10 protein-coding genes are annotated in these 13108 nt (G+C 69.5%); 6 read left to right on the top strand and 4 right to left on the bottom strand.

What is annotated here, in order from left to right; translation table 11 throughout:
- Positions 1-17 precede the first annotated feature (17 nt).
- Positions 18-1865 (bottom strand): molecular chaperone DnaK, encoded by a 1848-nt coding sequence (gene dnaK, locus TthTMY_RS02300; RefSeq protein ID WP_096411951.1) that lies wholly within the window; start codon positions 1863-1865, stop codon positions 18-20.
- A gap of 134 nt (positions 1866-1999) precedes the next feature.
- Between dnaK and ftsH the strand changes: the two genes are divergently transcribed.
- Positions 2000-3874 carry an ATP-dependent zinc metalloprotease FtsH gene (ftsH, locus tag TthTMY_RS02295; protein WP_096411947.1) on the top strand — a complete coding sequence of 625 codons (1875 nt, stop codon included), beginning with the start codon at positions 2000-2002 and terminating at the stop codon, positions 3872-3874.
- Positions 3875-3935: 61 nt separating this feature from the next.
- Here ftsH and TthTMY_RS02290 read toward each other — a convergent pair whose 3' ends face one another.
- Positions 3936-5093, bottom strand: coding sequence for a class I SAM-dependent rRNA methyltransferase (locus TthTMY_RS02290; RefSeq protein ID WP_096411943.1), 1158 nt, complete (start codon positions 5091-5093; stop codon positions 3936-3938).
- 20 nt (positions 5094-5113) lie between these two features.
- On the opposite strand from TthTMY_RS02290, the gene sppA reads away from it, so the two are divergent.
- Both sppA and TthTMY_RS02280 read left to right on the top strand, forming a co-directional pair.
- Positions 5114-6019, top strand: a complete 906-nt coding sequence (sppA, locus tag TthTMY_RS02285; RefSeq protein ID WP_096411939.1) for a signal peptide peptidase SppA — start codon at positions 5114-5116, stop codon at positions 6017-6019.
- The gene (locus TthTMY_RS02280; protein ID WP_096411936.1) at positions 6013-6423 is read left to right on the top strand and encodes an RDD family protein; all 411 of its coding nucleotides are present in this window, start codon (positions 6013-6015) and stop codon (positions 6421-6423) included. The genes sppA and TthTMY_RS02280 overlap by 7 nt, the downstream gene beginning before the upstream one ends.
- Positions 6424-6490: 67 nt before the next feature.
- Here TthTMY_RS02280 and rocF read toward each other — a convergent pair whose 3' ends face one another.
- Positions 6491-7375, bottom strand: coding sequence for an arginase (rocF, locus tag TthTMY_RS02275; RefSeq protein ID WP_172844676.1), 885 nt, complete (start codon positions 7373-7375; stop codon positions 6491-6493).
- A 43-nt stretch (positions 7376-7418) separates the two neighbouring features.
- Entirely contained in the window at positions 7419-7793 is a 375-nt protein-coding gene (locus TthTMY_RS02270; RefSeq protein WP_096413104.1) for a Mov34/MPN/PAD-1 family protein, read from the bottom strand.
- A gap of 56 nt (positions 7794-7849) precedes the next feature.
- Here TthTMY_RS02270 and TthTMY_RS02265 point away from each other — a divergent pair, with 56 nt between their 5' ends.
- Genes TthTMY_RS02265 through ppsA form a run of 3 tightly spaced genes read left to right on the top strand, consistent with a single transcriptional unit; the run spans position 7850 to position 13107 of the window.
- Positions 7850-9826, top strand: a complete 1977-nt coding sequence (locus tag TthTMY_RS02265) for an elongation factor G (RefSeq protein WP_223903375.1) — start codon at positions 7850-7852, stop codon at positions 9824-9826.
- Positions 9827-10717, top strand: coding sequence for an AAA family ATPase (locus TthTMY_RS02260; protein ID WP_096411932.1), 891 nt, complete (start codon positions 9827-9829; stop codon positions 10715-10717).
- A complete protein-coding gene (ppsA, locus tag TthTMY_RS02255; RefSeq protein WP_096411929.1) occupies positions 10714-13107 on the top strand; it encodes a phosphoenolpyruvate synthase in 2394 nt (797 codons plus the stop codon). The genes TthTMY_RS02260 and ppsA overlap by 4 nt, the downstream gene beginning before the upstream one ends.
- Position 13108: the final 1 nt, after the last annotated feature.

Here is a 13108-nt window from a genome sequence, read left to right as displayed (position 1 = left end):
GGCCCCGGCCTTGCGCCTCACTCCGCGGGCTTGTAGTCGGCGTCAATCACGTCGTCCGGTCCCTTGCCCGAGGCCGCCTGGGCGCCCCGCTCGTACGCCTCCACCGCCTTAAGGAGCTCCTCCGTGGCCGCCTTGAGCTCGGGGTCGGGGGCGTCCCGCTCCACGAGCTCCTTGGCCTTCTGGATGGCGGCCTCGAGGCGGGCCCTGGCCTCCGGGGCCCCCTGCTTCTCCTGGAGGACCCTTTCCGCCTGGACGCGGGCCGAGTCCAGGGCGTTCTTGAGCTCGGCGTGCTCCTTACGGCGGCGGTCCTCCTCGGCGTGGCGCTGGGCCTCCTCAATGATCCGCTGGATCTCCTCCTCGGAGAGGGTGGTGGTGTTCTGGATGGTGATGGAGGCCTCGCGCCCGGTGGACTTCTCCCTGGCGGTCACGTGGAGGATGCCGTTGGCGTCAATGTCAAAGCAGACCTCAATCTGGGGAACCCCGGCGGGCATGGGGGGGATGCCCTCGAGGCGGAAGCGGCCCAGGCTCTTGTTGTCTTGGGCCATGGGGCGCTCCCCCTGGAGGACGTGGATCTCCACGGCGGTCTGGTTGTGCTCGGCGGTGGTGAAGATCTCGCACTTGCGGGTGGGGATGGTGGTGTTCCGGGGGATGAGGACGGTCATCACCCCGCCCTTGGTCTCCACGCCCAGGGAGAGGGGGGTGACGTCCAGAAGGACCACGTCCTGGACCTCACCCATGAGCACCCCGGCCTGGATGGCGGCCCCCATGGCCACCACCTCGTCGGGGTTCACGGAGCGGTTGGGCTCCTTGCCCAATAGCTCCTTCACCACCCGCTGCACCGCGGGCACCCGGGTGGCCCCGCCCACGAGGATCACCTCGTCAATCTGGGCGGGGGTGAGGCCCGCGTCCTTCAGGGCCTGCTCCACGGGGCCCCTGAGGCGCTTGAGGAGGGGCTGGATCAGCTCCTCAAACTTGGCCCGGGTGAGCTTCTTCTCCAGGTGAAGGGGGGTCTTGCTCGCCGGGTCCAGGGCGATGAAGGGCAGGCTGATGGTGGTCTCCAGGGTGCTGGAGAGCTCAATCTTGGCCTTCTCCGCCGCCTCAATGAGCCGTTGCAGGGCCTGGCGGTCGGCCTTGAGGTCCACGCCGTGCTCCCGCTTGAACTCCTCGGCGAGCCAGTTGACGATGGCGTGGTCCATGTCCGACCCGCCCAGGTGGGTGTCCCCGGAGGTGGCCTTCACCTCAAAGACCCCTTCGCCGATCTCCAGGATGGTGACGTCAAAGGTCCCGCCCCCCAGGTCAAAGACGAGGACGGTCTCGTTCCCCTTCTTGTCCAGGCCGTAGGCCAAAGCGGCGGCGGTGGGCTCGTTGATGATGCGCAAGACCTCAAGCCCCGCGATCCTGCCGGCGTTGGCCGTGGCCTCCCGCTGGGCGTTGTTGAAGTAGGCGGGCACGGTGATCACCGCCTTGGTGATCCTTTCCCCGAGCTTCTTGGAGGCGTCCTCCACCAGCTTGCGGAGGACCATGGCGCTGATCTCCTCGGGGGTGTAGAGCTTGCCCTTGACCTCCACCCGCACGCCCCCATCGGGCCCGGGGACCACCTTGTAGGGGACCCGCTTGGCCTCCTCCTGGACCTCCTCAAAGCGGCGCCCGATGAAGCGCTTGATCTCAAAGATCGTCCCCTCGGGGTTTAAAACCGCCTGGCGCTTGGCCATGCGGCCCACCAGGGTCTCCCCGTCGCGGAAGGCCACCACGCTCGGGGTGACGCGCTCCCCCTCGGCGTTTTCCAGCACCACGGGCTTGCCGCCCTCCAGGACGGCGATCACGCTGTTGGTGGTGCCCAGGTCAATGCCCACTGCCTTGGCCATACGTCTTCACCTCGCCTCCCAGGCTAACGCACATGCCGCGTTTTTGTCAAGGGAGTTGAGTATAACTTTGTCATGGTCGGTTGGTGAGGTGGCCTACCCTTTTTCCCTCCCCCCGGTGTACCTTGAGGGAAGACATGCCTCGAGCCCCCTTTACCCTTCTCGCCCTGGTCCTGGGCCTCGCCTTCCTGGCCTGGGCCTTCAGCCTCGCGGGCACCGTGGGCGCCCCAAGCGGGACGGTGAACTACACGACCTTCCTGGAGGACCTCAAGGCGGGCCGGGTCAAGGAGGTGGTGGTGCGCGCCGGGGACACCCGGATCCAGGGGGTCCTGGAGGACGGCTCCGCCTTCACCACCTACGCGGCGAGCCCCCCGGACAACGCCACCCTCGAGGGCTGGCTCGCCCGGGGGGTGAGCGTCCGGGTGGAGCCCCCTCAGGGCCAAAACGCCCTCGGCTTCCTCTGGCCCCTCCTCCTCGTGGGCCTCCTCATCGGCGCCCTCTACTACTTCTCCCGCAACGGCCGGGCCGGGCCTTCGGACTCCGCCTTCAGCTTCACCAAAAGCCGGGCCCGGGTCCTCACCGAGGCCCCCAAGGTCACCTTCAAGGACGTGGCCGGGGCGGAAGAGGCCAAGGAGGAGCTCAAGGAGATCGTGGAGTTCCTCAAAAACCCCGGCCGCTTCCACGAGATGGGCGCCCGCATCCCCAAGGGCGTCCTCCTGGTGGGGCCCCCGGGGGTGGGCAAGACCCACCTGGCCCGGGCCGTGGCCGGGGAGGCCCGGGTGCCCTTCATCACCGCCTCGGGCTCCGACTTCGTGGAGATGTTCGTGGGGGTAGGGGCGGCAAGGGTCCGGGACCTCTTTGAGACCGCCAAGCGCCACGCCCCCTGCATCGTCTTCATTGACGAGATTGACGCCGTGGGGAGGAAGCGGGGAAGCGGGGTGGGGGGCGGGAACGACGAGCGGGAGCAGACCCTGAACCAGCTCCTCGTGGAGATGGACGGCTTTGAGAAGGACACGGCCATCGTGGTCATGGCCGCCACCAACCGCCCCGACATCCTGGACCCCGCCCTGTTGCGCCCCGGGCGCTTTGACCGGCAGATCGCCATAGATGCCCCCGACGTCAAGGGCCGGGAGCAGATCCTCAGGATCCACGCCCGGGGCAAGCCCCTGGCGGAGGACGTGGACCTGGCCCTCCTCGCCAAGCGCACCCCGGGCTTCGTGGGGGCGGACTTGGAGAACCTCCTGAACGAGGCCGCCCTCCTCGCCGCCCGGGAAGGGCGGAGGAAGATCACCATGAAGGACCTGGAGGAGGCCGCCGACCGGGTGATGATGGGCCCGGCCAAGAAAAGCCTCGTCCTCTCCCCCCGCGACCGCAGGATCACCGCCTTCCACGAGGCGGGGCACGCCCTGGCGGCCCACTTCCTGGAGCACGCCGACGGGGTGCACAAGGTGACCATCGTGCCCCGGGGAAGGGCCTTGGGCTTCATGATGCCCAAGCGGGAGGACATGCTCCACTGGTCCAAGAAGCGCCTCCTGGACCAGATCGCCGTGGCCCTGGCAGGGCGGGCGGCGGAGGAGATCGTCTTTGACGACGTGACCACGGGGGCGGAGAACGACTTCCGCCAGGCCACGGAGCTCGCCCGCCGCATGATCACCGAGTGGGGGATGCACCCCGAGTTCGGCCCCGTGGCCTACGCGGTGCGGGAGGACACCTACCTGGGCGGCTACGACGTCCGCCAGTACTCGGAGGAGACCGCCAAGCGCATTGACGAGGCGGTGCGCCGCCTCATTGAGGAGCAGTACCAGAGGGTGAAGGCCCTCCTCCTGGAAAAGCGGGAGGTCCTGGAGCGGGTGGCGGAGACCCTCCTGGAGCGGGAAACCCTCACCGCCGAGGAGTTCCAGCGGGTGGTGGAGGGGCTCCCCTTGGAGACCCCCGAGGAGGCCCGGGAGGAGCGGGAGCCTCCCCGGGTGGTGCCCAAGGTGAAGCCGGGGGGCGCCCTGGGCGGGGCCTAGGCGGCCTCGGAGCGGAAGGACCCCCGGCGAGGGCCGCAGGAAGGCCCCATGCGGGGCGGTGTCAGAGGGGGTCGTCCTGGAGGACGAGGGTCTTGAGGTAGAGGCTTTCGGGAATGTGGAGGCTCCAGGGGTGGTCCTCGGGCTGGTAGGTCACCCGGTGGACCCGGAGCCTGCGGCCGAGGTCGGCGGCGGCCCGGCGGGCCACCTCCAAAAGGTCCTCCAGGCGGAGGTGGTAGCTGCAGGAGGAAAGCCACAAGAACCCCTCCGCCGCGAGGAGCCGCAAGGCCTCCCGGGTGAGGTCCACCAGGTGGCGCTTCATGGCGGGAAGCTCCTCCGGGCGCTTCACCAGGGTGGGGGGGTCCAGGAGGACGTGGTGGAAGGGCCCCTCCAGGCCCCGGAGGGTGGGGAGGGCCTCCCCGTGGCGGATGTCCACCCGGAGGCCCAGGCGCAGGGCCGCCTGGTCCAAGACGCCCAAGGCCTCGAGGTCCTTGTCCACCGCGAGGGCGTACGCCCCCTTGCGGGCCGCCCTCAGGGCGAACCCCCCCACGTAGCTGTACACGTCCAGGACCCGCTCCCCGGGACGCACCATGGCCTCAAAGAGGCGGCGGTTCTCCCGCTGGTCCAGGTAGTACCCCGTCTTCTGGGCGAGGGCGAGGGGGATGGGGAAGCGGAGGCCGTCCTCCTCCACCTCGAGGACCTCCGGCACCTCCCCGTAGACCACCCCCACCCTTTCGGGAAGGCCCTCCTGCCGCCGGGCCTCCACGTCGCTCCGCTCGTAGACCCCTTTGGGGGCCACCACCTCCAAGAGGGCGGGAAGCCACACCTCACGCAGGGCCTCCATGCCCCGGGAGCGGACCTGGAGGACCAGGACCTCCCCGAAGCGGTCCACCACGAGGCCGGGAAGCCCGTCCGCCTCCCCGTGGACAAGGCGGTGGCTCCCCCCTAGGCCTTGCCTGCGCCGGAGCGCCCGGGCGAACCGCCCCTGGAAGAAGGCGCGGTTCAAGGGCCCCGGGTCAAAGCGGAAGGCCCGAAAGGGCACCCGGCTCCGGGGGTCGTAGTAGCCCACGGCCAAAAAGCGCCCCTCCGTGTCCACGGCCTCCGCCACCCCCACCCCCTCGGGCGGGGTGGCGATCTCGTCCCGGTAGAGGTTCGGGTAGAAGTTGCGGAGCTTCCGCTCCTTGCCCGCCTTGACCACAAGCCTCAGCACAGGCCCCAGCATACGCCTGCTATGGTGGAGCCATGAACCGGAAGCGGTGGCTCGCCCTCGTCCTCTTCCTCGCCGTGGTCCTCCTCGTGGTGGGCCTGGGCCGGCTCACGGCGAGGCCCCCCGCCCAAGGCCCTTGGCGGGAGACCCCCCTCTACGGCCAAGGGGAAAAGGTCCTGCTCCTAGAGCTTCTCGGCGAGATCCCCTCGGGCAAGGCCCTGGAGCACTTCCTCTCCCAGGTGCGCCAGGCCCGGGAGGACGAGGGGGTGCGGGCCGTGGTCCTCTATGTGGAAAGCCCCGGGGGCGGGGTCACGGAGACGGAGGCCCTGCACCGCGCCCTCCTCGCCCTGGCCCAGGAGAAGCCCCTGGTGGCCAGCCTCGGAAGGGTGGCGGCAAGCGGCGGCTACTACGTGGCCACCGCCGCCCGGGAGATCCTCGTCCCTCCCACGGCGGTGACCGGCTCCATCGGGGTGGTCGGCTACCTGCCCCAGGTGGGGGAGCTTCTGGCCAAGGTGGGGGTCCGGGTGGAGGTGCTCAAGGAAGGGCGGCTCAAGGACATGGCCTCGCCCCTCAGGCCCCTCACCCCGGAGGAGCGGGAAGTGGTCCAGGGCCTTCTGCGCGAGGCCTACGAGCTTTTCGTCCAGCGGGTGGCGGAGGGGCGGGGGATGCCCCGGGAGAAGGTCCTCGCCCTCGCCGACGGGCGCATCTACTCGGGGAAGCAGGCCGTGGCCCTGGGCCTCGCCGACCGGGAAGGCTACCTGGAGGACGCCGCCCAAAGGGCCGCGGAGCTTGCGGGCCTTAAGGCCTTCCGCCTCGTGCGCTACACCAGGCCCAAAGGCCTCCTGGAGGGGCTTTGGGGCGAGGAGGTTCCCTGGGCCCAGACCCTTCTCCAGGCGCGCTTTCGCGTAGAATACCGCTACCTTGGAGGTGGCCTGTGGTGATCGCAAGCCCTTGGCGAAGGCTCGTGGCCTCCCTGGTGGACAGCCTCGTCCTCCTCCCCCTAAGCCTCCTCCTCATGGCCCTGGCGGGGGTGGACCCCCTGGGCCCCACCACCTGGGTCCAGGACCTGCTCTTCCAGTGGATCCCCGGCTGGACCTACTACACCGCCTTCACCGCCCTCTACGGGGCCACCCCGGGCAAGATGGCCTTGGGCCTCAAGGTGGTGCGAACGGACGAGCGGCCCGTGGACGGGCTCACCGCCTTCATGCGGGAAGTGGTGGGCAAGACCCTCTCCACCCTCCCCCTGGGGCTCGGCTACCTCTGGGCCTTCTTCCACCCGAGGCGCCAGGCCTGGCACGACCTCATCGCCGACACCCTGGTGGTGCGGGCCTCGAGGCCGGGCTAACGGCCCCGCTGCGGCAAAAGGACCTTCCTTCGGCCATCCTAGCGATGGAGGCCGGCCTGGGGTGGCCTCAAAGGATCCGCTTGCCCAAGAGGCTGAGCGCCAGGCCCACCAGCATCTCGGCGGTGCGGTTGCGCTCGTCCAGGATGGGGTTCACCTCCACCAGGTCCAGGCTCTGCACCCGGCCCGACTCGGCCAGGATCTCCATGAGGAGGTGGGCCTCCCGGTAGGTGAGCCCCCCGGGCACCGGGGTCCCCACCCCGGGGGCGAGGGCGGGGTCCAGGACGTCGGCGTCCAGGGAGACGTGGAGGGGGAGGCCCTGGAGGTGGCTTAGGATCTCCTCGGCGATCCGGGCCACCCCGAGGCGGTCCACCTCGTGCATGGCGTAGACCCGGACCCCCGCCTCCCTAAGGAGCCGCTTCTCCCCGGGGTCCAGGCTCCGCACCCCCACCAGGACCACGTCCCTGGGGTCCACGGCCCGGAAGACCTCCGTGAGCCGGGGATGGCCCAGGCCCGAGAGGACGGCGAGGGGCATGCCGTGGACGTTGCCGCTCGGCGAGGTCTCGGGGGTGTTGAAGTCGGCGTGGGCGTCCACCCAGACCACGCCCACCCGCCGGCCCCGAGCGGCCCCTGCCACCGAGCCCATGCTCAAGGAGTGGTCCCCGCCCAAGACGATGGGGAAAACCCCCTCGGGCAGGGACGCCAGGCGCTCCTTTAGGGCGAGGGCCGCGGCCCGGATCTCCTCCAGGTAGGCGAGGCCCTGCCCCCTCCGCCTCGAGGACCGGACCAAGGAGACGGGCACGTCCCCCAGGTCCTCCACGGTGTAGCCCAGATCCTCCAGCTGTTCCAGAAGCCGGGCGTACCGCAGGGCGGACGGCCCCATGTCCACGCCCCGCCGGTTCGCCCCCAGGTCCATGGGCACGCCCACCACGGCCACGCGTTCCATGGGGGGCATGGTAGCAGAAACGCCCATACGGGGCTTGGGAAGTTTATGCGCCCTAGAGCACCACCAGGGCCACCTCCTGCCCCTCGGGAAGGAGGAAGGCCCGGACCCCGTCCGTGCCGAAGATGACGTAGGGCACCCGCCAGCGGGCTTCCTTGATGTCCCTCGGGCTCGGGAGGGCGGGGCCAGAAGGGTGGGAGTGGTAGATGGCGAGGAGGGAAAGCCCCTCCCGCTCAAGCGCTTTTAGGGCCCTAAGCAGGGCCAGGGGCTCCGCCAGGTAGCCCGTGAGGGGGTTCGGGTGGACGTTGGGCAGGGGAACGACCCGCTCCACCTCCCGCCTCCCCGCCCAAAGCCCCACCCCCTCCTTGGGGGCCTCCCGGCGCAGGTGGGCCTCCGTTTCCTCAAGCAACCTCCGCGGCAGGTAAAGCACCTGGGACAATCGCCCCCTCCTCGGCCCTATACTATGGGCACCAAGAAGGAGGCGCCATGATCAGAACGGTTGCCCTGGTAGGGCACGCGGGAAGCGGCAAGACCACCCTCACCGAAGCCCTTCTTTTCCACACGGGGGCCAAGGAGCGCATGGGCCGGGTGGAGGAGGGCACCACCACCACGGACTACACCCCCGAGGCCAAGCTCCACCGCACCACGGTGCGCACCGGGGTCGCCCCCTTGCGCTACCGGGAGCACCGCATCTTCCTCCTGGATGCCCCCGGGTACGGGGACTTCGTGGGGGAGATCCGGGGAGCCCTGGAGGCCGCGGACGCCGCCTTGGTGGCCGTGTCCGCGGAGGCCGGGGTGCAGGTGGGCACGGAGAGGGCCTGGACCGTGGCGGAAAGGCTTGGCCTTCCCCGGATGGTGGTGGTCACCAAGCTGGACAAGGGCGGGGACTACTACGCCCTCCTCCAGGACCTGAGGAGCACCCTGGGCCCCATCCTCCCCATAGACCTACCCCTCTACGAGGGAAGCCGGTGGGTGGGGCTCATGGACGTCTTCCACGGCAAGGCCTACCGCTACCAGGAGGGGCGGGAAGTGGAGGTGGAGGTTCCCGAGGAGGAGAGGGAAAGGGCCCAGCGCTTCCGCCAGGAGGTCCTCGAGGCCATCGTGGAGACGGACGAGGGCCTCTTGGAGAAGTACCTGGAGGGGGAGGAGGTCACGGGGGAGGCCCTGGAGAAGGCCTTCCACGAGGCGGTGCGGCGGGGCCTCCTCTACCCCGTGGCCCTGGCCTCCGGGGAAACGGGCATCGGCGTCCTGCCCCTTCTGGACCTGATCCTCGAGGCCTTCCCCTCCCCCGAAGAGCGCTTCGGGGATGGCCCCCCTTTGGCCAAGGTCTTCAAGGTCCAGGTGGACCCCTTCATGGGCCAGGTGGCCTACCTGCGCCTCTACCGGGGAAGGCTTAAGCCCGGGGACGCCCTCCAAAGCGAGGCGGGACCGGTGCGCCTCCCCCACCTCTACGTGCCCATGGGGAAGGACCTCTTAGAGGTGGAGGAGGCGGAGGCGGGGTTCATCCTGGGGCTTCCCAAGGCGGAAAACCTCCACCGGGGCATGGTCCTCTGGCAAGGGGAAAGGCCGGAAAGCGAGGAGGTCCCCTTCGCCCGCCTGCCCGAGCCCAACGTGCCCGTGGCCCTTCACCCCAAGGGGCGCACGGACGAGGCCAAGCTGGGCGAGGCCCTGAGGAAGCTTTTGGAGGAGGACCCAAGCCTGAAGATAGAGCGCCAGGAGGAGACCGGGGAGCTCCTCCTTTGGGGCCACGGGGAGCTCCACCTCGCCACGGCCAAGGAGCGCCTTTCGGACTACGGGGTGGAGGTGACCTTCTCCGTGCCCAAGGTGCCCTACCGGGAGACCATCAAGAAGGTGGCCGAGGGCCAGGGCAAGTACAAGAAGCAGACCGGGGGGCACGGCCAGTACGGGGACGTGTGGCTCAGGCTGGAGCCCGCGAGCGAGTACGCCTTTGAGTGGCGCATCACCGGCGGGGTCATCCCCAGCAAGTACCAGGAGGCCATAGAGGAGGGGATCAAGGAAGCGGCCAAGAAGGGGGTGCTGGCGGGCTTCCCGGTGATGGGCTTCAAGGCCATCGTCTACAACGGCTCCTACCACGAGGTGGACTCCTCGGACCTGGCCTTCCAGATCGCTGCAAGCATGGCCTTCAAGAAGGTGATGGCCGAGGCCCACCCCGTGCTCCTAGAGCCCATCTACCGCCTCAAGGTCCTCGTCCCCCAGGAGCGGGTGGGGGACGTCCTCTCCGACCTCCAGGCCCGCCGGGGGCGGATCTTGGGCATGGAGCAGGAAGGCGCCTTAAGCGCGGTGCGGGCCGAGGTGCCCCTCGCCGAGGTCCTGGAGTACTACAAGGTCCTGCCGAGCCTCACCGGGGGGGCGGGGGCCTACACCCTGGAGTTCAGCCACTACGCCGAGGTCCCCCCGCACCTCGCCCAAAGGATCGTCCAGGAGAGGGCCCGGGAGGGCTAGGTGTCCCTGGAACGCCTTCGGGAGGCCTTGGGGAGGGTGCTCTTCGGCCAGGAGGAGGCCATAGAGGCCCTCCTCGCCACCTTCCTCGCCCGGGGGCACGCCCTCTTGGAGGGGACCCCGGGCCTGGGAAAGACCCTTCTGGCGGAGGGCTTCGCCCGGGCGAGCGGCCTAAGCTACAAGCGCATCCAGTTCACCCCGGACCTCCTCCCCCAGGACCTCACGGGAAGCGAGGTCTACCGGGAGGGGCGCTTCGTCTTCGTCCCGGGCCCCATCTTCGCCCAGGTGGTCCTGGCGGACGAGATCAACCGGGCGCCCCCCAAGGTGCAGTCGGCCCTCCTCGAGGCCATGCAGGAAAGGGCGGTGACCGCAGGGGGGGTGCGCTATCCCTTGCCCGAACCCTTCTTCGTCCTGGCCACGCAAAACCCCCTGGAGCTGGAGGGCACCTACCCCCTGCCCGAGGCCCAGCTGGACCGCTTCACCGCCAAGATCCCCTTCCGCCCCCCGAGGCGGGAGGTGTGGCTCAGGATCCTCACCGAGGAACCCAAGGCCCCAGAGCCAGTGGAGGTGGACCTCCTAAAGGCCCAGGAGGAGGCGAAGGAGGTGCGGGTGGCCAAGGAGGCCCTGGAGGCCATCACCCACGTGGCCTTCCTCACCCAGGAGGACCGGCGCCTCCGCATGGGGCTTTCCCCCCGCGGGGCCAAGGCGTGGCTTTCCCTCGCCCGGGCCCTCGCCTACCTGCGGGGGAAGCCCTTGGTGGACTGGAAGGAGCTTAAGGACGCCGCCTTCCTCGCCCTCCCCCACCGCCTCTTCCTCACGGAGGAGGCGCTTTACGAAGGGGAAAGCGCCGAAGGGGTGCTGAAGGAAGCCCTAAAGAAAGGAGGCATTCCATGAAGTGGGTGCGGTTTTTCCACGAGGTGGGCCTCGAGGACGTCCCCCTGGTGGGGGGGAAGAACGCCTCCTTGGGGGAGATGATCCGGGAGCTCTCCCCCTTAGGGGTCAAGGTGCCCGAGGGCTTCGCCACCACCAGCGAGGCCTATTGGCACTTCCTCCGGCATAACGGCCTTCAGGAGGCCATCGCCCGGGAGCTGGAGGGGCTGGACCCGGAGGACCCCAAGGCCTTGCAGAGGGCAAGCCGCCGCCTGCGGAACCTGATCCTGAAGGGCGAATACCCCCAAGACCTCCGGGAGGAGATCCTGGAGGCCTACCGCAGGCTTTCCGAGGAGGCGGGGGAGGAGGAGATCCCCGTGGCCGTGCGGAGTAGCGCCACCGCCGAGGACCTCCCCACGGCGAGCTTCGCCGGGCAGCAGGAAAGCTTTCTCTACGTCCAGGGGGAGGAGGACCTCCTCCTCCACGTGAAGCGGGCCATGGCGAGCCTCTTCACCGCGCGGGCCATCAGCTACCGGGCCCACATGGGCTTTGACCACCTCAAGGTGGCCCTCTCCGTGGGGGTCCAGCGCATGGTGCGGGCGGACAGCGCCGCAAGCGGGGTCATCTTCACCCTGGACCCCGACACCGGCCACCGGGGCTTCGTCTACCTCACGGCCATCTACGGCCTCGGGGAGAACATCGTCCAGGGCCGGGTGATCCCGGACGGGTACTACGTGCACAAGGAGACCTTCCGGGAGGGCTTCCGGGCCGTGGTCTACCGAAGGCTCGGCGCCAAGGAGCTCACCCTGGCCTTTGACCCCAGGGAAGGCCGGCTCAAGAACCGGCCCACGCCGCCTTACCTAAGGAACCGCTTCGCCCTAAAGGACGAGGAGGTCCTCCGCCTCGCCGACTGGGCCCTGAAGATTGAGGACCACTACTCCAGGAAGCGGGGAAGCCCCACCCCCATGGACATTGAGTGGGCCAAGGACGGCCCCACGGGGGAGCTCTTCGTCCTCCAGGCCCGGCCCGAGACCGTCCACTCCCAGAAGGCCCCCGTCCTCCGCGTCTTCCGCCTCCTCAAGCGGGGCGAGGTCCTGGCGGAGGGCCTCGCCGTGGGGGAGGCCATCGCCGCGGGCCGGGCCCGCGTCCTCAGGGACCCGAGGGAGATGGACCGCTTCCAGGAGGGGGAGGTCCTGGTCACGGAGACCACCAACCCCGACTGGGAGCCCATCATGAAGAAGGCGGCGGCCATCGTCACCGAAAGGGGTGGGCGCACCTCCCACGCGGCCATCGTGGCCCGGGAGCTGGGGGTGCCCGCGGTGGTGGGGGCGGTGGGGGCCACCCGGAGCGTCCCCGAGGGGGAGGAGGTCACGGTCTCCTGCGCCGAGGGGGAGCGGGGCGTGGTCTACCGGGGAAGGCTCCCCTTTGAGGTGGAGGAGATCCGCCCCGAGACCCTGCCCAAGACCCGGACCCGGATCCTGGTGAACGTGGGCACCCCGGAGGAGGCCCTGAGGACGAGCCTCCTTCCCACGGAGGGGGTGGGGCTTTTGCGCATGGAGTTCGTCTTCGCGAGCCACGTGCGCGTCCACCCCCTGGCCCTCACCCGGTTTGAAACCCTCCCCAAGGAGGTGCGCCGCCAGGTGGAGGAGATCACCGAGGCCTACCCCGACAAGCGGGCCTACTTCGTGGAGCGCCTGAGCGAGGGCATCGGCCTCATCGCCGCCGCCTTCTATCCGAGGCCCGTTCTCCTCCGCTTCTCCGACTTCAAGACCAACGAGTACGCCCGCCTCCTCGGGGGGCACCTCTTTGAGCCCAAGGAGGAAAACCCCATGCTGGGGTGGCGGGGGGCGAGCCGCTACTACCACCCGGACTACAAGGAGGGCTTCCTCCTGGAGGTGGCCGCGGTGAAGCGGGTCAGGGAGGGGATGGGCCTCAAGAACCTCATGGTCATGGTCCCCTTCTGCCGCACCCCGGAGGAGGGAAAGAAGGTCCTGGAGGCCATGGCCGAGGGGGGGCTTAGGCGGGGGGAGGGGGGCCTCGAGGTCTACGTGATGGCGGAGATCCCCTCCAACGTCCTCGAGGCCGAGGCCTTCGCCGAGCTCTTTGACGGCTTCTCCATCGGCTCCAACGACCTCACCCAGCTCGCCTTGGGCCTGGACCGGGACTCCGAGCGGGTGGCCCACCTCTTTGACGAGCGGCGGGAGACGGTGAAGCGCCTCGCGGCCATGCTCATTGAGAAGGCCCACGCCAAGGGGAAGAAGGTGGGTATTTGTGGCCAGGCCCCCTCCGACTACCCCGAGTTCGCCGCCTTCCTGGTGGAACGGGGCATAGACTCCCTAAGCCTCAACCCCGACGCCCTCCTGCGCACGGTGCGGGAGGTGGCCGAGGTGGAAAGGAGGCTCGGGATCGGGTAGC

The sequence above is a fragment of the Thermus thermophilus genome, assembly GCF_019974155.1.
GTDB lineage: Bacteria > Deinococcota > Deinococci > Deinococcales > Thermaceae > Thermus > Thermus thermophilus_C.
This window is presented reverse-complemented; position numbering and strand designations above follow the sequence as displayed.